The organism is Vibrio neptunius, from assembly GCF_000967495.1.
GTDB classification, from domain to species: domain Bacteria; phylum Pseudomonadota; class Gammaproteobacteria; order Enterobacterales; family Vibrionaceae; genus Vibrio; species Vibrio neptunius.
Genome location: NZ_JXXU01000006.1, coordinates 19,598 through 42,265, shown reverse-complemented (window position 1 = coordinate 42,265; position 22,668 = coordinate 19,598). Strand labels below are relative to the sequence as shown.

The 22,668-nt window shown below is 46.5% G+C and carries 24 protein-coding genes and 1 riboswitch; of the genes, 16 read left to right on the top strand and 8 right to left on the bottom strand.

Annotation, left to right across the window (positions count from 1 at the left end; genetic code table 11):
- The first annotated feature begins 43 nt into the window (after window positions 1-43).
- The 4 genes from def to TW84_RS03030 all read left to right on the top strand — a co-directional run bounded on the left by def (window position 44) and on the right by TW84_RS03030 (window position 1,978).
- Window positions 44-550: a peptide deformylase gene (gene def / locus TW84_RS03045; RefSeq protein ID WP_045974206.1), complete on the top strand. Its 507-nt coding sequence runs from the start codon at window positions 44-46 to the stop codon at window positions 548-550.
- A gap of 34 nt (window positions 551-584) precedes the next feature.
- Window positions 585-980: an NUDIX domain-containing protein gene (locus tag TW84_RS03040; protein ID WP_045974205.1), complete on the top strand. Its 396-nt coding sequence runs from the start codon at window positions 585-587 to the stop codon at window positions 978-980.
- A gap of 277 nt (window positions 981-1,257) precedes the next feature.
- Entirely contained in the window at window positions 1,258-1,641 is a 384-nt protein-coding gene (locus TW84_RS03035) for a DUF4345 domain-containing protein (protein WP_045974204.1), read from the top strand.
- 1 nt (window position 1,642) lies between these two features.
- The gene (locus TW84_RS03030) at window positions 1,643-1,978 is read left to right on the top strand and encodes a hypothetical protein (protein WP_045974203.1); all 336 of its coding nucleotides are present in this window, start codon (window positions 1,643-1,645) and stop codon (window positions 1,976-1,978) included.
- A gap of 33 nt (window positions 1,979-2,011) precedes the next feature.
- Here TW84_RS03030 and TW84_RS03025 read toward each other — a convergent pair whose 3' ends face one another.
- A complete protein-coding gene (locus TW84_RS03025) occupies window positions 2,012-3,562 on the bottom strand; it encodes a DHA2 family efflux MFS transporter permease subunit (RefSeq protein ID WP_045974202.1) in 1,551 nt (516 codons plus the stop codon).
- A 3-nt stretch (window positions 3,563-3,565) separates the two neighbouring features.
- A complete protein-coding gene (locus TW84_RS03020) occupies window positions 3,566-4,621 on the bottom strand; it encodes an HlyD family secretion protein (RefSeq protein ID WP_045974201.1) in 1,056 nt (351 codons plus the stop codon).
- Window positions 4,622-4,753: 132 nt separating this feature from the next.
- Between TW84_RS03020 and TW84_RS03015 the strand changes: the two genes are divergently transcribed.
- Together TW84_RS03015 and TW84_RS03010 are read left to right on the top strand one after the other, a co-directional pair.
- A complete protein-coding gene (locus tag TW84_RS03015; protein ID WP_045974200.1) occupies window positions 4,754-5,662 on the top strand; it encodes a LysR family transcriptional regulator in 909 nt (302 codons plus the stop codon).
- Window positions 5,663-5,828: 166 nt separating this feature from the next.
- The gene (locus TW84_RS03010) at window positions 5,829-6,542 is read left to right on the top strand and encodes a substrate-binding periplasmic protein (protein WP_045974199.1); all 714 of its coding nucleotides are present in this window, start codon (window positions 5,829-5,831) and stop codon (window positions 6,540-6,542) included.
- Window positions 6,543-6,579: 37 nt separating this feature from the next.
- Here TW84_RS03010 and TW84_RS03005 read toward each other — a convergent pair whose 3' ends face one another.
- Window positions 6,580-7,293, bottom strand: a complete 714-nt coding sequence (locus tag TW84_RS03005) for a riboflavin synthase (protein ID WP_045974198.1) — start codon at window positions 7,291-7,293, stop codon at window positions 6,580-6,582.
- Between the two features lie 18 nt (window positions 7,294-7,311).
- The gene (ribB, locus tag TW84_RS03000; RefSeq protein WP_045974197.1) at window positions 7,312-7,971 is read right to left on the bottom strand and encodes a 3,4-dihydroxy-2-butanone-4-phosphate synthase; all 660 of its coding nucleotides are present in this window, start codon (window positions 7,969-7,971) and stop codon (window positions 7,312-7,314) included.
- 93 nt (window positions 7,972-8,064) lie between these two features.
- Window positions 8,065-8,207: riboswitch (FMN riboswitch) on the bottom strand.
- A gap of 82 nt (window positions 8,208-8,289) precedes the next feature.
- On the opposite strand from ribB, the gene TW84_RS02995 reads away from it, so the two are divergent.
- The 10 genes from TW84_RS02995 to TW84_RS02950 all read left to right on the top strand — a co-directional run bounded on the left by TW84_RS02995 (window position 8,290) and on the right by TW84_RS02950 (window position 16,927).
- Entirely contained in the window at window positions 8,290-8,592 is a 303-nt protein-coding gene (locus TW84_RS02995) for a hypothetical protein (protein ID WP_045974196.1), read from the top strand.
- Window positions 8,593-8,726: 134 nt separating this feature from the next.
- The gene (locus TW84_RS02990; protein ID WP_045974195.1) at window positions 8,727-9,641 is read left to right on the top strand and encodes a LysR substrate-binding domain-containing protein; all 915 of its coding nucleotides are present in this window, start codon (window positions 8,727-8,729) and stop codon (window positions 9,639-9,641) included.
- A gap of 229 nt (window positions 9,642-9,870) precedes the next feature.
- Window positions 9,871-10,980 (top strand): ABC transporter substrate-binding protein, encoded by a 1,110-nt coding sequence (locus TW84_RS02985; protein WP_045974194.1) that lies wholly within the window; start codon window positions 9,871-9,873, stop codon window positions 10,978-10,980.
- Window positions 10,981-10,983: 3 nt separating this feature from the next.
- The gene (locus TW84_RS02980) at window positions 10,984-12,060 is read left to right on the top strand and encodes a FecCD family ABC transporter permease (protein ID WP_045974193.1); all 1,077 of its coding nucleotides are present in this window, start codon (window positions 10,984-10,986) and stop codon (window positions 12,058-12,060) included.
- The gene (locus tag TW84_RS02975) at window positions 12,057-12,824 is read left to right on the top strand and encodes an ABC transporter ATP-binding protein (RefSeq protein ID WP_045974192.1); all 768 of its coding nucleotides are present in this window, start codon (window positions 12,057-12,059) and stop codon (window positions 12,822-12,824) included. Before TW84_RS02980 ends, TW84_RS02975 begins: the two co-directional genes overlap by 4 nt.
- An 18-nt stretch (window positions 12,825-12,842) precedes the next feature.
- Window positions 12,843-13,628: a nicotianamine synthase family protein gene (locus TW84_RS02970; protein WP_084720179.1), complete on the top strand. Its 786-nt coding sequence runs from the start codon at window positions 12,843-12,845 to the stop codon at window positions 13,626-13,628.
- Window position 13,629: 1 nt separating this feature from the next.
- A complete protein-coding gene (locus TW84_RS02965; RefSeq protein WP_045974191.1) occupies window positions 13,630-14,907 on the top strand; it encodes an opine metallophore biosynthesis dehydrogenase in 1,278 nt (425 codons plus the stop codon).
- On the top strand, window positions 14,900-15,769 hold the full coding sequence (locus TW84_RS02960; protein WP_045974190.1) for a DMT family transporter: 870 nt from the start codon (window positions 14,900-14,902) through the stop codon (window positions 15,767-15,769). The genes TW84_RS02965 and TW84_RS02960 overlap by 8 nt, the downstream gene beginning before the upstream one ends.
- Before the next feature lie 187 nt (window positions 15,770-15,956).
- Complete coding sequence (locus TW84_RS02955) at window positions 15,957-16,355, top strand: VOC family protein (RefSeq protein WP_045974189.1); 399 nt, start codon at window positions 15,957-15,959, stop codon at window positions 16,353-16,355.
- Window positions 16,355-16,927, top strand: a complete 573-nt coding sequence (locus TW84_RS02950; protein ID WP_045974188.1) for a flavodoxin family protein — start codon at window positions 16,355-16,357, stop codon at window positions 16,925-16,927. The genes TW84_RS02955 and TW84_RS02950 overlap by 1 nt, the downstream gene beginning before the upstream one ends.
- Before the next feature lie 65 nt (window positions 16,928-16,992).
- Here TW84_RS02950 and TW84_RS02945 read toward each other — a convergent pair whose 3' ends face one another.
- From TW84_RS02945 to TW84_RS02930, 4 genes are all read right to left on the bottom strand, one after another.
- The gene (locus TW84_RS02945) at window positions 16,993-19,353 is read right to left on the bottom strand and encodes a DNRLRE domain-containing protein (RefSeq protein ID WP_045974187.1); all 2,361 of its coding nucleotides are present in this window, start codon (window positions 19,351-19,353) and stop codon (window positions 16,993-16,995) included.
- 103 nt (window positions 19,354-19,456) lie between these two features.
- Window positions 19,457-20,074: an Lcl C-terminal domain-containing protein gene (locus TW84_RS02940; RefSeq protein WP_045974186.1), complete on the bottom strand. Its 618-nt coding sequence runs from the start codon at window positions 20,072-20,074 to the stop codon at window positions 19,457-19,459.
- The gene (locus tag TW84_RS02935) at window positions 20,071-21,630 is read right to left on the bottom strand and encodes an ethylbenzene dehydrogenase-related protein (protein WP_045974185.1); all 1,560 of its coding nucleotides are present in this window, start codon (window positions 21,628-21,630) and stop codon (window positions 20,071-20,073) included. The genes TW84_RS02940 and TW84_RS02935 overlap by 4 nt, the downstream gene beginning before the upstream one ends.
- 206 nt (window positions 21,631-21,836) lie before the next feature.
- Window positions 21,837-22,496: a M15 family metallopeptidase gene (locus tag TW84_RS02930; RefSeq protein ID WP_045974272.1), complete on the bottom strand. Its 660-nt coding sequence runs from the start codon at window positions 22,494-22,496 to the stop codon at window positions 21,837-21,839.
- Window positions 22,497-22,668: the final 172 nt, after the last annotated feature.

Below are 22,668 nucleotides of genomic sequence, written 5' to 3'. Positions count from 1 at the left end.
ATGGTAGATTATCTACGCAATAAATTTTGACATAAGGAAACCAATGGCTGTTTTAAAGATTCTGACCGCACCTGATCCAAGGCTTAAGATCAAAGCTGAAAAGGTATCGGACATACAATCCGTTCAATCCCTAATCGATGACATGCTGGAAACCTTGTATGCCACAAGCAATGGAATTGGTTTGGCGGCCACTCAAGTCGGCCGCCGTGAGTCTATCGTTATCATCGACCTGTCGGAGAGCCGCGATCAGCCTCTGATACTAGTCAACCCAGAAGTGGTTGAGGGTAAGGATTTAGCTATGGGGCAAGAAGGGTGTTTATCCGTCCCGGACTACTACGCTGATGTTGAGCGCTACACATCCGTTGTCGTTGAAGCTTTAGATAGACACGGAGAACCTGTAAGGATTGAAAGTGATGATTTTCTTGCGATCGTCATGCAACATGAAATTGATCACTTGGCAGGTAATCTGTTTATTGACTACCTTTCCCCATTGAAGCAGCGTATGGCATTAAAAAAAGTGAAAAAACACATCAAGGCAATGGCAAACTAAACATGAAAAATGATAAAGACAGGGAGTAGACTTAATGCAGCCTTTTGAATGTGTGTCTTTTCTTTTGGTGGATAACAACCAAATATTGGTTGAAAAGAGGTCGATACATAAAGCGAGTGACCCCGGCTTAACCTGTATTCCCGGTGGACATATAGAGGATGGCGAAACTCAGCCACAAGCCCTGTGCCGTGAGCTAAAAGAAGAATTAGATATTACCGCAAATCAGTACCATTACTTGTGTTCTCTTTACCATCCCACTTCCGAGCTACAGCTACTGCATTATTACGTAGTTAGTGAGTGGCAAGGTGAGATTAAAGCATTGGAAGCGGAGAGCATAAGTTGGGAAAAGCTTGAATCAGATTCAGTTTCGATTGAGGCAGATAAGCGAGCGATAGAAGAATTTAAGCGAGTGAATCACCATCTTTGTTAACGAGTTGAGAGTGGGGATTATGAACCAAACTGAGACATTGTTGCCTCTCTTCTCGTGAGAATCTCATCAAGAGCTGCGTGAGCTTAAAAATATAGACGAAACGGTGCAGGCTAGTGACCGTTATAAAGTGAATAGCTGCTACACATTTGCTGTGGTAGGCCGCCAAGCCGCCAATATTCATTCCGCCATCGAATGCAAAAACGGTGAGCTACACTCATATCTCAAGCTCGCTCAGGTTAAGCCAAATTAGTGTTTTATAGGTAGAGGAATCTTCCCAATGTCAAAAGGCCTCATTCTACTGACTTCTGCCGTATTCTTTTTCTATGGTCTGGCGTTCGCTATTGCCCCGAACAGTATGCTTAGTCAAGCGACTGGTGGATATGCCACTTCTACATCCATGTTGGTTGATATGCGGGCAACCTATGGGGGCATGTCTGTCGGTGTCGCGCTTGTCCTATTCCTACTTTCGCAAAAAACGTCAACACACAGTACAGGCTTGCTGGCCGTCATTTTTGTCAATGGGAGTATGGCGACAGGGAGAATCATCGGTTTGGTCAGCGATGGTGAAACCAACAGTACAATGCATTTCTATCTGATGTTAGAAGTTGGGGTGTCGCTGCTTGCCCTATATCTGTTTAAATCGGAAAAAGCAGGGGGTTGATATGCCAATAGCACATTGCACAATCTCGCCGGGTTTGGTTTCCAAAGCAGAGACCGGTGAAGTGATTGAGCGCTGGGGCAATTTGTCTGAGCAACCTGCCACAGATATGACCATTAATTTTGTTCGGGCTGAGTGGCAAGAGGGGAAGGCGTACTCAATCATTGCGAATCTTTGTTTGCCGTCAGTCTGGTCAGAAAAGTCAGTGATCGCGCTACAGTTGGGGTTGGCTAAAGCATTATCAGAGAGTTTTTCAGTCGAGCCTAAAAACGTATTGGTTATGACAACGATTCTAAGTTCAGGCTTCGTGGTGGAAAATGGACGCGAAGTGACTTGGTAACGTCGCGCCCAGATTTGTTCCTTCGCCATCAATTTAGTTCTTCATATTAAGAATGAGTACCGCTGCTAACGCTAGAAAGGCGGTCATCATCAGGAAGACATCGTTGTAGGCCATGATCGCGGCGTCGCGTTGCATGGTACTGAGTAAACTGGCTTGCGCTTGCATCATGGCTGTTGCGGTGTCACTTCCAGATTGCATAAAGAAGGCTTGCTGCTGATGCAGAGTATCCCAACCTAATGTACTCACCGACGGCAGAGATTCTTTAATATGTGCGAGGTGTTCGCGGGTTTTGTTGTCGAGCAAGGTTGCAATAATGGCAATGCTAAAAGCCCCGCCAAGGTTTCGCATAACATTGGTCAGTGTCGAGGCATCTGGAGTGTCTAGCTTGCTGATGTTTTTCATCGCGACTAGAGATAAAGGTACCATAATGAATGGGCTGCCAATTGCACGTAGGATCATCGATAGAATGAGCTGATGACCACCAAAATCTATCGTCATGTGAGTATTGACGTAGCAACTTAAGCCAAACATAGCAAAGCCAAAGGTGACCAAGTACTTGGGTTTGATGATTTGAGTCAGCTTAGGAACCAGCGGAAAGATCAAGAGCTGAGGAAAGCCCATCCACATCAAGACTTCACCAATCTCCATCGCGTTGTATTGTTGGATCTGAGTTAAGTACAGAGGTAGCACATAGATTGAACCTAGCAAGGCCATGCCCAAAATCAGATAAGCGATGCACGACATGGCAAACTGCCCGTCACGTAGCAATCTTAGGTTTACTAACGGCTTCTTATGCTGTAACTCATTGATAACGAAGTACACTAAGCTCACGGCAGAGATAATGCTTAGCGTAATGATAAAGCTAGAGCTGAACCACTCTTCACGGTTTCCTTCTTCTAACACAACTTCGAGACAGCCCAAACCCAGCGCCATGGTCGCAATGCCGAACCAATCAGCTTTTTTGAGGGTATTTAGATTTAGCTTCTCGTCATCCAAGCCATAGCGAATCATTGTAATCACCAGAAGCGCTGGTGGAATATTGATATAAAAGATGTAGTGCCAGGAAAGATTTTCCGTCAGCCAGCCACCAAATGTTGGGCCGATGGACGGAGCAAACGTCGCGGTAACACCGAACAACGCCATACCAACGGCTCGCTTGTTAATCGGCAGTAGCTGAATAACCAGAGAGAAGGCGAGAGGAATTAATGCGCCACCACTAAAACCTTGCATTGCACGAAAGACGATCATCGAGGTCATGTTCCATGAGAAGGAACAAAGCAGTGATGAAAGTGTGAAAATTGCCGTTGTCCAAGTTAGGTAACGACGCTTGCCTAGTGCTTTAGATAACCAGCCACTGAGTGGAATAGCAATCATCTCCGCGACCAAATAAGACGTCGAAATCCATGAACTCTCATCCAGAGTCGCCGACAATGCACCTTGTATGTCTTTCAGTGACGAGTTGGTGATCTGAATGTCGAGAATGGCCATGAAGGCGCCAATCAAGCCACCAAATAAAGCGATCCAGTGGCGTGTCGATACTTGATTCTCTTGAACGGCAGGCGCGTTTAAGGTTACATCCGACATGGATTAACCTCTGGTATCTATAGTTGCCACAACCGATAACCCCGGTAGTAGTCGGCCTTTCAATGCTTGTTGATCAGGGATGGTGATCTTAACGGGCACGCGCTGAACAATCTTGGTGAAGTTACCTGTCGCATTCTCCGGAGGCAATAGCGCAAATTTGGCGCCAGTGGCAGGTGAAAAACTGTCTACGACACCTTCTAATGGTTGGCCCGGAAAGGCATCCAGCTCGATCTCAACTTTTTGTCCCTGATGAATACCGCTTAATTGAGTCTCTTTGAAGTTCGCTTCTATCCACACGTCACTGGTCGGTACTAAGCTCATTAATGGTGTGCCAGCCTGAACCAAAAGACCTTCACGCACACTGCGCTTGCCCACGATACCATCTACCGGCGCATAGATTTTAGTGTAGTCAAGGTTGAGCTGAGCTTGCTCTACAGCTGTTTGAGACTCAACGATGGACGCTTGAGCCTGTTTAATATCACTATCGATGACCGCAAGTTGATCGTGAGCGGCAACCAAGCTTGCTTTTGCTTCATCGAGCTCCGCCTGAGTAACTTTTTGTTGAGCCAGCATGCTGTCGACTTCATCTTGCGAAGCGTAATTGCGTTTAAGAAGGCTGCGTGAACGTTGTACTTGCTGAACAGCGCGATCATATTCTGCTTTTGCTGAATCGACGCGGCTTTCTGCTTGATGGATTTGGCTTTGCTGCAAGGTCTGCTGCGCCTTCAAATTCTCTACGCTGGATTGGGTGACGGTAAGGTGCGCTTGCGCTTGTTCGAGTGCAGTTCGGTAGTCACGGTCGTCAATTTGTACTAATAGGTCGCCTTTTTTGACTTTTTGGTTGTCACTGACAAAGGAGTGTTCAATGTAGCCAGCCACTTTAGGGCTGATGGTGGTGATCTCTCCCTGAAGGTAGGCATTGTCAGTCGATTCGAAGTACTGACCGTATCCAAACCAGTACCCACCTCCCAGCAAGCCCAGTGACAGCATAATGGCTGTTGCGATAAGAGGCGCTTTTCTGGATTTTACTGGCTTAGTCTCGGTGTGTGTATTCGTCATTATTTTTCTCGTATTCAGTTTTCGTCTTCAGCAGATGTTACAAAGTGTAAATGATCTGGATTGATTGATAAGATAGGAAAAAAAAGAAACACTGTTGCAAAAATTTAACTAATTAAGGCGTAAGGTGATGAGATGGATTTGAATGCGATTACTGTTTTCGCACAAGTTGTTGATTGTGGGAGTTTTACTCATGCAGCGGATACGCTGAATATGACCAAGTCAACTGTGAGCCGAAAGTTAGTTGAGCTAGAAAAGCATCTAGGCGTGCGCTTGATCACGCGTTCGACGAGAAGTTTAGTGTTAACACCGGAAGGTGAGCGGTTTTATCAATCCAGCCTGCAAATGCTAGAGATCATAAATCAGGCTGAGCTTGAAGTCTCTGCCAATCAGGATTTGATTCGTGGGCCTTTAAATGTGGTGTTGCCAGTAGAGCTCGGGCATCAAATCATGGGTTCATACATCAATGCTTTTCTCAAGGAATACCCTAGCGTCACCATAAACCTCGAACTGTCTAATCGAGAAGTCGACATCATCGCTGAAGGCATTGATTTGTACGCGCAAATTGGTGAATTAGAAGACTCTGCTTTGGTTTCTCGCCCACTGACGAGATCTCAACGCGTACTAGTTGCTAGCCCAGAATACCTGAAAGAGTATGGCGGTATAGAGTCTCATCGTGACTTAATTCCACCGCATCAAATGGTTGAGGTGTTTAACCGTGCGGTAAGGCTACCTAAATGGCATTTGATCCCGGAAGACGGGGATTCATTACAAATTGACCTGCCACACCGATTACGAGTTAACACCATTACTGCCTGCCTTAAGGCCTGTTTGGACGGGCTTGGCATCGCAGTACTACCCGAGTTCATTTGTCGAGAGCACTTTGCTAGCGGGCGGCTTATTCAACTGCTTCCTGAGTATCAAATGCCAGAAGTGCTAGTGAGCTTGGTCTACGCAGATCGGCAACTGATGCCGAAGCGTAAAAAGGTCTTTATCGACTTTTTATTAGAGGCGTTCAGCAAAGACCTTGCGGCACGCGGGTGAGCCAAATTCACAAGCCTCTGTTGAGGCATGAACTCCCATGGTTATTTGTCGTCCCGTGCAATGTGAGTTGACCTTTTGTTTTTCGACGAGCTGCGTTGTACATGGCACTTTTTAGTTGGGCAAATTAACCGTTGTAATACTACCCTAAATTACTAGGAGGGTGTGCATGAGAATTTTGTGGTTGCTATGTGTATTGAACATTTCGCCGGTCTACGCGAGCTTGATGTTGTCGATCACAACAGAAGAGTATGCACCGCTTAGCTACACGGAAAGCGGTATACTCAAAGGCATAGCGACTGAACAAGTCGAGGAAATCCTCCATCGCTCTGGGTTGAAATACGAGATGCAGGTTTACCCTTGGGCGAGAGCTCTTCATCTAGCTCAGACACAAGCGTTCACCTGTGTTTTTACGACCTCAAACACGCCTGAGCGGCGAGACTTGTTTAAGTGGGTAGAACCACTTTCTATCAACATGTCTGTACTCATTAAGCACCAAGACGCTGGTTTCAATATTGATGCGATGGATGAAGCAAAGTCCTATCGCATTGGTGTTCAAAATCAAGATGTCGCAGAAACCTTTTTAAGAGATCAGGGCTTCAAACAATTAGATCGTGCTGATGACGCAACCAAATCTGTCTTGAAGTTATTTGCTGGGCGAGTGGATATGGTCGCTTTGGCTGAATCTCGATATCTCGCCTTCAAACAGGACGGGCTGCCTGTTGAGAAAGTTCTCGATTTATTCCCGATCAAGATGGGGCTTGCTTGTCATCGTTCAGTACCAGATGACATTATTGCAACGATGCAAGCCCATCTAGATGGATTAATTGAAGACGGTACTCAACAGAGGTTGCAACAGAAGTATCAGCCAAGTTTAAGGTAATATCGCGCCTGCGCTGAGCGCTGACGCGATACAAAGCTTAGGCCTGTCGCACAGGTTTAGCTGATGTGTGCGTTAGGGCTTCAAGGCTACTGCCTTGCGCAGCGAGAAACTGCTCAAAATGGGGCAGTAAAGGCCCCAAGGTGTCAGCGACAGATGCCTTGATGGTATCGACAACCACTTGAGTCCCACGATCAATTTCAATGTTGACTCGGTCGCCAACCAATTTGGCACCCAGCGTTGTTTGTCGTCGGGTTTCTGGAATCAGCCAGACTTCAAGCCACTGAGCTTGATGGTCGACAGCCGACACGGTCAAGCTAGCACCGTTGATAGCGATATATCCTTTTGCAAACACATAAGAACTCACGCTTTCAGGGAGCCCAAAACGCAGCCGATAGTTGTTGTCTGTTGCTTCGATCGAGACAATTGGAGCCTGCGCATCGATATGCCCGGACAAAGGGTGACCACCAATCTCGGCACCGTCCTTGGCGGCCCGTTCAACGTTAACGAGCGAACCAACCTGCACGCTTCCGAGAGTTGTGATCTGAATGCTAGGTAATACAACATCAAAAGATGCTCGGGTGTCACTGATTTGGCGTGTGACCGTTAAGCAGACACCGTCAACAGCTACACTCGCTCCGATGGTTAAGCCCTCACAAAAGTCATCGACAAACTCAAGTTCAAAGGTTCGAATTCCTCCGCGATCATCAATTCGTTTTATTGTCGCAATGGAGGAGACAATTCCTGTAAACATAGATGTTACTCCTTACGATCAACTGGCTAAAGCGTTGGTGTGTTGTAGCCGATAGGCGACGATATCTTCGATCGTTAATACAGGCATCTCATGCTCTCTTGCAAACTCAACGATCTGTGGAGCGCGAGCCATGGTGCCATCGGGATTAGTGACCTCACACAGAACACCTGTTGGAGCCAAACCTGCTAGAGTCATCAGATCGACCGTTCCTTCTGTGTGGCCGCGGCGACTTAAAACGCCACCAGAGCGCGCACGCAAAGGAAATACATGCCCAGGACGTGCTAAATCTTGTGCCTTTGCATCTGGCGCAATAGCGGTCTGGATAGTGGTAACGCGGTCGTGGGCTGAGACGCCTGTGGTGACGCCTTTTTTGGCTTCAATTGACACGGTGAATGCCGTCTTATTCGCACTGTCGTTGCGGCTTACCATAGGTGGTAAATCAAGTTGATTGGCTTTGTCATCGGTTAAGCACAGGCACACGATGCCGCTGCATTCTCGAATCATTAGTGCCATTTGCTGAGGTGTCAGATGTTCAGCAGAGTAAATCAAGTCACCCTCATTTTCTCTGTTTTCATCATCAAGTAACAAAACGCCTTGTCCGCGCTTTAGAGCATCAAGCGCCGCGTTGACGCGATCAATAGGAGTGCCAAATTCGGCAAGTAACGATGTCTGATTCATGGTGTTTCCTCATTGTTTACCAGAATCAGGGCTATATGGGATAGAAGACAACGCAAAATGCACCAGCGTTTCATGATGAAACATCTGGTGTGCATTAATTCTCTCTCATCCGGACTATAACCGTCGGCTCTGGCATCTCACCAGATCTGCTGACCTCGACGAATCGAGCGCTCGCGGGCTCATCTTGCTAAAGATATACCGCCGGTGGGGAATTCCGCCCCGCCCTGAGAATAAATATGTGTATATGGTACCCATAATGATGGGCAGCCCTAGCATAGTGTATTTTTTTGATGCTGGGAATTGAAAACGGAGTAAAAAATGTTGAGAAACGAGGTTTGCAATGCTGTCGGCCAGCACAATCTGGAGCCAGGGCATCATTTCACATTGGTCAATGAAGTGTTAGCTAGAGCCACACAAAACCTAAGCCTATCAGCACACTCGTCAGTATCAGTAAGTTGCGCAGCCAAGGCTTTACAAGGTAAGGCTTTGGAACTGTATCCATTGATGCTTCTTGGTAAGTTCTGCTCATCAAAATGGGTTCGTAGTGATGGAAGTCTTTCATTAAATCCTCTGAAATTTATGATGGTTGTTATGGGTTCAAGAAAAAGTTTCATAAATTAAGCTTATTTTTATGTTGTTTGTTTGGAATGAAATAAGCGTAACCAATGTGTTTTAATCTAGTAATGTCAGGATTATTAAGTAACATAGGATTGACTTCGAACGACGAATAGTAACGGGACGTATAAGGTAGGCTTATGGACAAGAGGCTGCATTTTTTAAGCAATATACGCTACTTTGAAGCGGCTGCACGCTGGGAGAGTTACAGCAGAGCCGCTCAAGAGCTGTGTGTGACACAGGCAGCGGTTAGCCAAAAACTTCGTCAATTGGAAGAGGCATTAGGCTGTAAGTTATTCATTCGCCAAGGGCGAGATATGGTACTTACAGGAGAGGGACAAAGGTTGTATACCAAAGTCTCCAGTGCTTTTGAAACTTTGATTGAAGGGCTCAACGCTACTCAACCCGAACCAATTGAAGGTGTCTTATCCGTTGCGACCAGCCCCTCATTTGCTGCGCGTTGGTTGATGCCAAGATTGTGGAAATTTTCACTTGAGTATCCAGAAACGCTGATCCGCATTAGTTCTGCTATGGCGCCTAAAGTGGCACTGACAAGCGAGATTGATGTCGCCATTGGTGAAGTTAACTTTCATGAGGAGGGTATTGTACGGGAAATGCTGTTCAATGAAGCGGTGTTCCCAGTCTGTTCTCCGTCTTTAGCGCGTGACATGAAACTCACCCACCCAGAGCAGTTGTTGAAGTGCTGGCTTATAAAGGGAATCCGGTCTCATCATTTTTCATGGGAGTCGTGGTTTGCTAAAGCGAATGTAGATATTAGCCAGCGCGCATGTGAATGGATGGAAGTGGACACATTGGATATGGGAATCAACGCAGTGATCGCGGGCCACGGCGTATGTCCAGGGACAGACAGCTTGGCGGGAGACTTTATAGAGCGTGGGCTTTTGGTGAAACCATTTGATATTGAGCTTGATAATGGAATAGAGTATGTCGCTTCTTACCATTCAAATTCCATTCGTAAAGCGCGTATTTCAGTGTTCGTTCAGTGGCTAAAACGTGAAGCACTACAACACGCAAACCTGTTCGAAAACCGTTAATCGACTCCACTTGCCTTTGTATATTAATTACTCAGCAAAGGCATCTCATTTTCCCTCTCATGTTTCCGCTTTACGTATGATAGCAGTGATACAACCAATATTAGGCAACCTGTATCTTTGGAGCTGACTTCCAAACCTATTCATAAATCGTATTATGAAACTTGTTTTGCTTATATTTGTTATGATATAACATTGCGCCTGATAATTATTATTATTACGGTATGATTAAATGAAAAAACAACTCAGTCAATGGCTGGCAGTGGCCTTAGTATCGCTCTGTGGTGCTGTACCAGTTTGGGCTAACATCCAAATTGAAGACGTTCTTGGTCGGAAAATTACACTCGATAAGCCCGCAGAACGATTGTTCCTTGGATTTTATTTCGAAGATTATCTAGCGATAGCAGGGCCTGATGCCTACCAAAAAGTGGCGATCTTTCCGCGTCGTTCTTGGCAAGATTACCGTCAGTCGCAATGGCATACTTACCGCAAGATCATCCCACAATTAGAAACCATCATTGATTCTGGATCTATTTATACAGGGACCTTTGATATTGAAAAGCTCTTAGTCACGCGTCCAGATGTGGCGCTTCTGGCGGCGTGGCAATTCAACTCGCTTGGTGAAAAGGTCAGTTTGTTGGAAAAAAGTGGTATTAAGGTTGTGGTTGTCGATTTCAATGCGCAGACACTTGAAAAACATGTCGCCAGTGCTCGAATCATTGGCCAGGTTATGGGAACCCAAGCGCGTGCTGAAGCCATCGCCCAAGACTACGAACAGACGGTGAAAGATGTACAACGTCGAGTTGCTGACTATTTGAGCAATCATTCACCAAGACGTGTTTATGTTGAAATAGGTACAGGTGGCGCCAAAGAGTATGGCAAGTCTTACGCCAACGCAATGTGGGGCAACTTGCTTGATTTAGCAGGAGCCAACAACATTGCGACTGGAAAAATTCAAGGCTCGGCACACCTGACACCAGAGTACGTACTCAGCCAAGACCCTGAAGTTATTTTTATTTCCGGTGCACATTGGGCTAAGCATACAGATAGTGCATTACTTGGATTCGATACGGCCCTTGACGCTGCTCAGGCGCGCTATCAACCTTATCTGACGCGTGCAGGTTGGCCACAACTAACCGCAGTCAAAAATGGTCACGTCTATGGTATGTATCACTCAGGGACACGCACTATCTATGATCATGTGTTTCTTGAATTTCTTGCCAAATCTATCTATCCCGAAGCATTTGAAGATGTCGATCCCGTCGCGCATCACAAAGCCTTTTTTGAGCAGTATATGCCACAAGCTTTATCAGGGACTTTTATGATAAAGGTAGACGGTTAAGCCATGAATTATCACAACCAAACTGCGCCGAATCCGAGCGATTTTAATAAGGATGGCGCAGGTCTCTATAGCCGATTGCAGCGGAGTCGACGTCGTGCGATTGGTTTAGCGGCACTTGCTGTTATTGTCGCAATGACCTTTGATATTAGCACAGGGGCTTCTTGGATTAGTCTTGGCCGTGTTTTTGAGGCCTTATTAGGCGGGCCGGAAGGACAAACCTTATCGACGACCATTGTCTGGCACCTGAGGTTACCTGTCACATTAACGTGCCTTGTGGTTGGTGCTTCGCTCGGATTGGCTGGCGGGTTGATGCAAACTTTATTGGCTAACCCGCTTGCTAGCCCTTACACCTTAGGCATTTCGGCCGCGGCTGGATTTGGTGCAGCTATGGCCTTGCTATGTGGCTTTTCGATCTTTGGTATCGCATGGCTTGGTGTTCCTGTCGCGGCATTTGTCACTTCTGCTTTAGCAAGTTTAGCGATTTATTTGATTGGTCGAGCACGCAACATGGACGCGAAAGTATTGATATTAGCAGGGATAGTGGTGTTGTTTTTCTTTCAAGCACTGCAATCTTTGGTGCAATACCTTGCTTCACCAGAAGTGCTACAACAGATAGTGTTTTGGCTCTTTGGCAGTTTGCTTAAAGCAACATGGTTGTCGTTCGCAGTCTCGGGGAGCATTTTACTGATTGGGCTCGGGGTTGCGCTGCCTAAAGTTTGGGCGCTAACTGCACTATCATCGGGTGAAGAACGTGCCCAGGCGCTTGGCATTAATACCGGCCAGCTTAGGTTGCAGATGTTCTTGCTCTGCTCGCTGTTAACAGCGGGTGCGGTTTCTTTTGTCGGCACCATTGGTTTTATCGGTTTAGTCGCTCCGCATCTGTCACGATTGTTAGTTGGTGAAGACCAGCGCCTGTACTTGCCTCTATCTACATTGATGGGCGCATTGTTACTGTGTGTCTCTTCATTGGTCGCTAAGTTGATTGTTCCTGGGACGATACTTCCGATTGGAATCATCACTTCACTGGTCGGTGTGCCATTTCTACTCTATCTGTTGCTGCATCGTCGAGGTGGACTATGACAAGCCTTTCTCTACATCAGCTATCGGTTCATCTTGGACGCAAATCGATCCTCGACAACATTGATGCGGCATTTAAAGGCGGCGAGTTTGCGGCCATATTGGGCCCAAATGGGGCAGGAAAAACGACTTTACTGAAAGCTATGATGGGGTTAGTCCCAAGTAAAGGGCAAGTTCGTGGTCTAGATACTCACGGCAACGCTCTTCCTCGCACGGCCTATTCTTATTTATGTCAATTGAACAAATCGTCGAGTCAACTGACCGTCATTGAAGTTGTTTTACTCGGATTGGTGCACCAACTCAATTGGCGTATTACCGATGAACAGGAACATCTTGCGGAATCCATATTACGTGAATTGGGATTAGTTCAACTCGCAACACGTTCTTTCTGCCACCTCAGTGGGGGACAGCAGCAATTAGTTTCGTTAGCCCAAGCTTTGGTTGGGAGACCATCAGTTTTATTGCTCGATGAACCCACCAGCGCGCTTGATCTCAAACACCAAGTTCAAGTTTTGGATCTGGCGAGAGACTACACTCAACAGCAGCAATGCATCACCGTCGCGGTGCTGCACGACTTGTCGATGGCTGCTCGCTACTGTGATCATCTTGTGTTACTCGACAAGGGATGTGTTCAACGTCAAGGGACACCCGGTGAAGTCTTAAGCGAAAAAACGTTAAGCCGTGTTTATCAAGTCGAAGTAGACGTGGGGCATTGCAGCCAAGGTCATGCCTATGTAACGCCTGTTCGCTTGCTGCCAACAAATTGAATTCTATAAGGAAAAATTATGACGATGACGCATCGCCACTATCAATTGCTGGTGGCTATTTCGACGTTTGAATCACAAATCGATACATTAACGCAATACAGTGTTGAAAGTTGTGAGTGCTTTGCACTACTGCAGGACAAATTGGACGAGCTTTGCGCTTGGATTTTAACCGAGACCACTCAACATTTGAGTGACGAAATTGGCCATCATCCTGAACATGATCGTCAAGTTAAACGTCTGCGTGAAACGGCGATAAAAGCCTTGTGTCTACTGGAAAAACATCAGTCGCAATGTGCCCAGACACACCAACTTGATGTGAGTGAATACTTGAGTCAGTTATCCGAAAACATTCATATCGAACTTGATAGGGCAGGCATTGCACCAGACTCACGCGTGCTATTTGTCGGGTCTGGTTCATATCCATTGTCCGCACTCACTATCGCGCAACTAACAGGGGCGGCGGTGCATGGTATCGATATCGATGAGCAAGCCGTTACGATGGCTAATCAGTTAGACCGAGCCTCTTTACCAACCTCGTTTGGCTCCAAGGACATAGTGACCGAATTCCAGACCTTTAAGCCAACTCATATTGTGGTGGCTTCGTTAGTCGAGCACAAATGGGAGCTGCTCAATAAGATTAAGCCGCATCTGAATCCAGAGCATAGAGTATTAGTGCGGTTTGGAAATGGTCTCAAGTCAGCGTTCAATTATCCATTCAACCCTGAATTGATGGATGGTTGGGAAACCCAACATATCCGAAATTCAGCGGCTGTCTATGACACTGTTTTGATGGAGAGATCCTAATATGACAAAAGCAATAGGACGTTTGCTCATTGTCGGGGCTGGCCCCGCTGGAATTCAAACAGCGGCTTTACTTCAGGATCAGGCCACACACATTGGCATTGCCAGCCGCTCGTCTGCTCGCTGGCAACGCCATGGCCATTTGTTGAAAGACAAACAGGCAGCTTGCGTCAATGTCGCCAAATCCAATCTTGCCCCCCTTGCTAGAACCGTGACGTTTGATGAGGTTTTTGATGATTTACTCACACTTGAGGGTGAGTGGGATACCTTGGTGATTGCTACACCTTCATACGCGTTGGCGTCTGTATTACTGTCGTTGCCTGTTGGATGTTTGCAATCTGTGCGAGACGTCGTCTTGCTCTCCTCTTGGGTCGGTGGGCATAAAATGGCACAAGGGTATTTTGCTGAGCGGGGTTTAAATCCAAATATAGTGGTCTTTTCTAACTACTATGCTGCGACAAAGTTCGACACCGATTCGTCGACAGTGAACGTGCTGACCAAGGCAGTGAAGAAACGCATTTATGCTTATGTCAGTCAGGATAGTAAGGGTGCTTTTCTAGCGCTTAATGAGGCGTTAAACAAGGTGGGTACTGATGTGAAAAGGCTAGAAAGTGGCTACAGTGTTGAAGGGAGAAACATTACATTGTATGTCCACCCAGCCTTCTTTTTGACGCCTTTTTCACTTGACCATATTTTTGGGTCCAGTGATGAAACTAAGTACATGTATAAGCTCTTTCCTGAGGGGCCTATTACGCCAGCGACAATGAAAACCATGGTGGGGTTATGGCAGGATCTGTCATTACTGATGCGCCAGTTGGGTGGGGTACCATTTAACTTGTTACAGTTTCTCAATGACGACAACTACCCTGTGCACGAAGCAACGTTATCGCGACATGACATCGATACCTTTGCTGACTGTCAACCTATCGAGCAGGAGTATCGGCTTTACGTACGTTACAGTGCCATTTTGATCGACCCATTTTCTGTTCCGGATGAACAAGGGCGATATTTTGATTTTTCAGCCGTTCCGTTTGCTAGAGGCGATCTTGAGCACCAAAGTTGGCCACGTATCCCCAGTGAAGATATTCACGCATTGTATTGGGTTAGAGCGTTAGCTCACTATGTTGGTGTCGCTTTGCCAACGGTCAGTCGTCTCTTAGATGAACTTGAGAAGTGGCTGTGTCATCGTCAGATCCCGAACCATTTTTTAGAATCAAGCCATTGCCACGAGACTCAGAGTCTTCAGTGGTTGGCCCTGTTGTTAGGAGACAATCATGAATAAAGGTGTGGCTCTAGCCATATTTTCAGCGTTGATATTCAGTATAATGAATGCACTAATTAAGGCCGCTAGCATAACCATACCGAGTGCAGAAATCGTCTTTTTCCGCAGCGCGATAGGCACGATTCTGATATTGGGTTTAATGTGGCAAGCCAAGGTCGCGTTCTCGACGGTTGGCGTTCCGTTACTGGTTTTGCGGGGGCTTCTCGGAGCCTTCTATTTGCTGGCTTTTGTCTACACCATTACTCATATACCGCTCGCTGATGCAGCGATTCTGGCCTACTTGTCGCCGTTTTTTGTGATCGTGTTGTCCAGCCTAGTATTGGGGGAACGCCTTCCAGATAAAGCCCGATGGCTACTACCTTTGGTCATGTTTGGTGTTGCTTTGGTCATCAATCCTTTTGATTATACGTCGTTTAATGTATTTGCTCTGGCTGGCATTGCCAGTGCGCTGTTTGCTGCTGGTGCGTCTATCACCATTCGTCATTTGAGTAAGCGGCATCATACGTATGAAATTGTGTTTTACTTTCTGATGACGGCCATGCTGGTTTCTGCCTATCTAATGAAAGATGATTTTGTTGTTCCACAAGGGATTGAATGGGTTTACCTAGTGGCAATTGGGGTGGTGTCTTTGATTGGACAGATCTTTTTAACCAAAGCCTTTACGCATGAGAATGCTGCTGTCGTGGCAGGGACTCGATACATTGGCTTAGTTTTTAATGTGCTGTGGGGCGTTTTATTCTGGCAGGAAATACCGAGTTGGATGACTATTTTAGGCGGGGGGATCATTGTTGTCGCTTGTATCGCCTTGTCTTGGAAAACATCCTCTTCTCCTGCCGCTCAGCCACAATCAGCGAAATCTTAACCCCTTCTGAGCTCAGTGATCATAGTGACGATTGCTGAGCTGATTGCTCCCGTAAGGGAGACCAAAAACTCCTATATAGTGACTGTTGACCTCGACTTAAGTTGAGGTTTTATCCTGTGTTTTCTTCGCTTTGATGATACCCAGATATGGGCTATCGCTAAACTCAGGATCTTGACAAGGAGCTATTATGATCCCAAGGAACTCAATATTGCGCGTTGCTCGACCGACTAACGAACTTGATGTTCTCACCAATATGTATATCAACGGCTTAGGCTTTGAACTATTGGCTAGTTTTACTGACCACGAAGGCTTTAGCGGAAGTATCATTGGCCATCCAGCTCATCCCTATCACTTAGAATTCACACATCATTACGGCAGTCATGTTGAACCTGCACCTAGTCTAGATAACTTGCTGGTATTTTACATACCTGATGAAAGTCATTGGCAGCGCTGTTGCCAAAACATGGTGGAGGCGGGATTTAACCGAGTCGCTTCATTTAACCCATATTGGGAAAACGTTGGATGGACTTATGAAGATATCGATGGTTACCGCGTGGTATTGCAGCGTCAGGCTTGGGAGGCATAATGGCTAATTTAGAACATACCAAACGAGGTCAGGATAGGCGAATCGCGATTGTACTAGGTTCATCAAAGGCAGAAGGAAATACCCGTCAATTCGCTGAAGCGGTTGCGGCTATTTCAGGGGGCAGTGTGTTTGACTTGTCAGATTATGACATCGCATTTTATGACTACGAACACCGCAACGAGTCCGACGATTTTCTTGAGTTAATGCATACATTGGTCGACGCAGACCACATAGTTTGGGCGTCCCCCGTTTATTGGTATTCGATGTCAGCTCAGATGAAAGTGTTTTTTGACAGGTTGTCGGATTTGACGGAGAACGACAAGCCTTTGGGTCGACGCTGGGCGGGGAAAAGCATGTCGGTCATTTCTACAGGTTATCAATCTACGTGTCCATCGTGTTTTATTGAGCCGTTTGTTCTGACCGCTCGGTATTTCGACTTGGACTTCAAAGGCCACCAGTATCTCTCTATTCAAACCGACGCTGATCTGGCGCAATTAGAAGTGGTTGCTCATAAAGCGGTAGGCCATATCGACAGCCAGCAGATAATTGAACAAGGGGTTAGCGTAGAATAGTGATCCAAATACTCAATCTGGGCTTTGAACTTTTCGCCCAGATTGAGATTTTCTATTCGTAGTTACTAGTGATAAGTAATGGTTAATACAGGCCCCATTCCCAGTTCACGAGAACTGATATCAAGGCCGTTCAGGCTCTTAGGTACAATGATAAGCCCTGTGTTTTCTCCGTTTAACCATGATTGAAGTAAGCCTGAATGGGTTAGGTCGATACGGTAAACACCTTTCTCTTTAGGCGAGAAGGTTGTCAGATAGTCGCTAGAACCACCGTTATCGTAAACCGATTGCCAAGTCGCCGTCTGCTCATTCCAACTTTGGCTGACGCGATACAATTCGAAATCGCCAGTCGAAGCGTTGGTCACGTGTAAGGCTAATACCACTGAGTCAATCTCAGCCACTTCAGGTAAAACAGAGACATCAAACTTCATCAACGTATTGGTTTTGCCATATTTGCTATCAAGCAAGTCAGCAAGCAAACCGTCCGAATGGTTGTTGAAGTTTTCCGAAGATTTACTCGAGGCGATAAAAGTATCGTCACTGGTTGGTAGCGATAGCGAGTTAACGGGAGCCTCACAGTCTTTGCGTTCGTGATAGCTAACAACCAGAGCTGGTGGTGCACCTGTTTCACTTGAGTCAAAGTCGAGGCCGTCGGTTGTACCGGATGAAGCGACGACGATGCCAAAATTGCCATCATGAGCCCACAAATCGAGTAGGTGGCTGTCGGTTAAATCAACATCAAACTTGCCCGTTGATGAAGGAGTGAATTGGGTCAGTGTTCTTGCGGCGATTTGTTCACCACCGACTGAATTCCAAGTCGCCGATGAGTCTGTCCAAGCCTCTGCTGCAATATGAACGCCATACGCGCCATAAGATTTGTTAGTGACTTGCAATTCAAGCTTAACACCCGCTATATCGACACACGTGGGAATTGATGAAATGTCAAACGCCATCAGACTCATGGTACGGCCATAAGTAGAATCAGAGGCGTCGGCTAGCAAGCCATCTTGGTGTCCATCAAAGTTAGTATCTGGCTGTGATTGTGCGACAAAAACATCTTGCGTCACAGGTAAGCGAATAAATGAAGGAGATGGCCCGGGGTTTTGGTTCTTCAGTATTGAGAGACCATCTGCTGACTGAACCAGATCCATCGTTTCTCCAACTTCATTGAGTGACCACCAGTTGACGTTTTCGGGTAAACGAAGCCTATCCGCTTGTCTGTCTTCTCTTGTTAGCGTGGAGGCTGAAGCGTCAAACTGCGCTGTTCGGACCGTCATCGTGTCTGGCAACACTTGGATGACCTTCACTTGTTGAATACTGGCCGCGTCTAAGGTCCAGCTTTTAGGATCATTCGCCGATCGGGCTGCCGCACCCCAACTGCCTTCACCGATGTACACTGTGCCTCCGCTTGGCGAAGTAACAAAGCCGCTGCCGTCTGGTTTTAGTTCTCGGGTGGCCTTAGTCAAGTGGCTGTCAGATTCCACAACCAGATTCATACCGTGTTGGTAAAACAAGTTTGCCCACCAGTTAAACAGGTCTGGGCTGTCAGACTTGGATGACACGTGAGGAAACATCGGCCTGTGATACTGGGCAACGCGCCAGACGTTTTGAGTGCCATGGGTGGCTAAATCTTGTTCAAGCCACTGGTTCATTTGAGAAGCGTAGCTTGACCATCCACTTTTGCGAAATTGGCTGTTCAGTGTATAGACGCGAAGTAATGGTGAAATGTTAACAACGTTGTAGGTATCAAAAGGATTACACTCACCATTACCATCAGCATCGACTCCAAACACTTTACATAGTGTTGAGTAATCGTAGTCTTCATGATTGCCATGGGTAGGAATAAATGGGTAGGTACGCTTGTACGCTATGCCGTCAATCTGGTCACTGGAAAAGGTCAATGCCCAATCCTCTAAGTACTGAGCCATTTGTGACGCGCTGTTTTGGCTGGTGTAGTCGCCGCCGTGAAGTATGAATAAAGGACGAACTTTCGCGACGAGCTGATTACCCATTCTTCGGTTGGTCCACCCTGTACGTGTATCGCCTCCAGCGATCATAACAAACTCACTGTTATCAATCGGAGCGGTACGGAACCAAAAACGTTCTCCACAACCTTGCTGGTCACAGACACGATAGTAAACCGGTGAATCCGGTGTTAGATTCTCCAGTCTGACAAAATAGCTAAGTAAATCACCGCCGAACACGTGGTTGTAGCTAGGTTGTTTGGTCTGCCATGTCGTTTCATCTGTTGAGGTACCGTATTGCACATAGGGTTGTTCACTCTCACCGTTTGGAGAGAAACCAATCACCGCTTTTCGCGCAGGGTCGCTGTCCCAGACTACTCGATGATATTGTGTTGCGGCTCCCGCATTCAAACAGGTGAGCCCGGTTATGGCTAAAAGTGACAGTGTTGCAATCCTTCGAATCATAATTAAGTCCATAGGTTATGGGTTAGAGTCGGTCTAAACTGACCATGAAAATTCGACTAACGCTTAAGTGCGCACCTGCTACAGGGGAGCGCTCATGACGGGTTCACTCCCATTGAGTGACCAAAATTAAAAAGGCTGCATTGCGATAGGGAAGGGTTTTCACTTGCCCATCGCGAAAGTCAACAGCGTTGGCCCCATCACCCAAACGTGCATAGAAACCGCGCAAAGGAATGGAATGATCAGATGACCAGTAATCGCCTTTGCGTACCCTCGGGAAAAATCCGCTGCTGATTTTGGCTTGTCCATTGGGCACCGAGAGGTTAATCAGTGTAGTGAGCTCGTCTGTCGTTGGAACCCGCCAATCATTGCGGCCACATAATGATTCAGCATTGGTTCGAGTGATATGGTCGAAGCTGTCGCAGCGACCCTCGTTAAAAAAGCAATCGCCGCGATCTGGGACTCCTCGCTCCCCATCAAACCATGAGTAAGACCAATAAGAGTCATGGATATTTTCAGAGTCAGTTTTTACTTCCCAGAGTAATCCGGTTTGCTTATCCAACACGCAGTTCCAAGGCCCCTGCCAGATATCGAGCGGTTGTCCACTCATGGTTATTTTTTGCCACCTTGATGATTGGGGGTTATCGGGTTCAATGGGGTGAAGGTAAGCGATGACCACCAAACTTGTGATCAAAGCAACCAGAATCGACAAGCGTTTGATCATTGTGCTGCCTCAAATGCCAAGCGAATGCCTTGAGCGTGTCGCGTATGTGCTATTTGTGAATGATCAAACGCGGCTACCCAAAGACACACGCCATCACGTATTGCAATATCTTGAACTGAGCCTGTTTCTAATCTTCGAGCGATTTCGAGTGACCATACTCCATTGTTCCATCGTCCAAAGGCACGCACATCCCCCCGGTCCCCTTCAAACTGATTAGAGTTGTGTAATACCGAAGGAAGGATCGTCTTGAGGGGGGACTGGTCAACGTGTTGTGTGTAAGCCATGGTGTCATGCCAGCTCAGGTAGGGAGCGTAACGCGTAGACTGGTTAATAGACGAAAAAGAGCTGGTTAGATTTGAGTTAGGCAGACGTTTAGGCGTGACGCCATGGGGGGAATACCACTGCCAGTTCATTACGTAAGCGCCGGACTCTTTACCATCAGTGATATAGCCAGCGGTATAGCGCCTCTTAGCGGGGTCAACTTGCTGAGGAGTAGTGAACGAATTGTCATCCGCCTGATACATGGCATTGGTTCGTACAGCCTTCCAATGCCATAGATCACGAAGGTTGTTATCTGGCGAATAGTGATAACCTTTGCCGTGCCAATTGGCAGGTTTTCCCTCTAAGGGTTTAGGCCCAAGATGGGCTGTACCATCAGCGCCTAGGTTACAGGTATTGGAGAGCATGATTGCCAGTTTGTCTTCATAGAATCGCTTTTCGTCGAAGCGATAAAAGCCGTCTTCTTGGACTTGCCAACCTTTGTCTGTTTTAACCAGAGGGAGGTGATTTAGGCTCTCGGTGGGGTCATCCCAAGTGATGTGGAAGAAAATATCCTGCTGGTTATGGAGCGCTTTGATGCCGATGCGAGTATGACCATTTTCAAACCCTTCTCCACCATGGGTTTCTACGTAGGTCGATGGTGCATTTTTCCAAATGTGCTCGTCGGCAACACCATCAATACTGATAACCTGATCCGGTGGTAAAGTGGTGGCGGTGAGAGTAGAAGAGGAAGTCAAAAATAGGCCCATCCAAGGGACAAAGGTAAGGGTTAAAACCGCCAGTATTTGGCGTATTTCAGGCCCAGTGACTTGAGTGGAAAAGAGTGAGACGAATACCGAGACGCCATATTGAACAAAGTAGCCACCAGCATGAAGAAGCAGATAAAGCAGCGCTCCGTGTGCAAGATAGAAGTGCAGCTTGCTTGCATCACTGGCATAACCGCCAAGCAGCAACCACCCAGTCACAATTAATGCAGGGAAGAGAACGTAGCTGACTTTAATAAAGCGTTTATTAAATGCGTTGATGCCTCGATGCTGGCTCGATTTAACACTCGGCTTGAGCCTCCAACGGTAAAGACAATATGAGAGCGTTAAAGCACTTAACGCAATACCGGAATAGATATGGATGGAATGCAATTGCCCTTGAGGAAGCCACACTGAGAAGAAAAGCCAGTGCGGATAGCTCACTGTTGCGATGCGAAAGCCTGTGAAAAGGTTGATCAGAACAAACAGCATGGCAAATCCATGCAATACGACCCAAACTAGTGTCCGTTTCATTGACCCGATTGATAAAGTTGATAAAGGTGGGCCAACTTTAAAGCATGTGATTCAAAAGGATAGGACATGAATCACATATGAATAATGTTTAATATGAATTTATCGCAACTGTCATAAATCATCGATGTCGCTACGACAACTCCACCACAAGTATATAGCAGGTTCACTTGGTAGAGTCGCCTTATGTGGGTGACAAAATTTACTAATTAGCTGAGTTCAATGGCAGAAAAAAGCGCATTTGGAGCCTTAGTAATGGCTGCCCAATATTTGTCTCCGTATGACCAATGCCACCACTCGAAGGGGTAATTCACAAAGCCCGCTTTCTCCATGCACTCAAAGAGTATCTGACGGTTCTGATGACTAGCCTTGCTCAGATTCATCGCAAAGGAATAGCATCTTCCTTCTGATTCAGTGGCGTCTTGATCATATTTACAGCCGAGATCCACTTCGTCACCTTGTTCATTGACGAGCGAAACATCAACCGCTCCTCCAGTGGGGTGGCCTGCAACTTCAGGGGGAGCAATGAACTCAGAAGCTTTTTCACGCAACTGACAAATGGTTAAATCCCGATAGTCAGGATTGATGAGCAGATTAATCATCCTGCGATTGTATATAAAGCTCTGAAATGATTTTGGTCTATATGTCTCTTTGACGCTGAGGTAAAAGCCATTAGGTAGGAAGTTTGAAGCTAATTTAAGACGTTGAACGACGCTCTCACGAGCTACAAACTGATTGGTATAGCCAAGCTCCATATCATAATCTAAAACAAGCTTTGAATCGTTTAGGTCTAGGCTCTTGATGGCTTCTTTATTATCAATAACTTTGATCTGCTGGATACGTTTGTCTGTAAGGGGTAAGTGTTTCAAGGTAATAACTAGGGTAATTTTAGGGTAGATAAGTTTGACGATACTATGGGGTGTGGATGTTCGCCTAACCAAAATGTTCATTTTTGCGAGAAATTGACGGGGCAACGGCTGCGAGGTGTAGACGCCAGAACGTTTGTTGGATTCCTACATCAAATAATCTTGCTCAAACGAA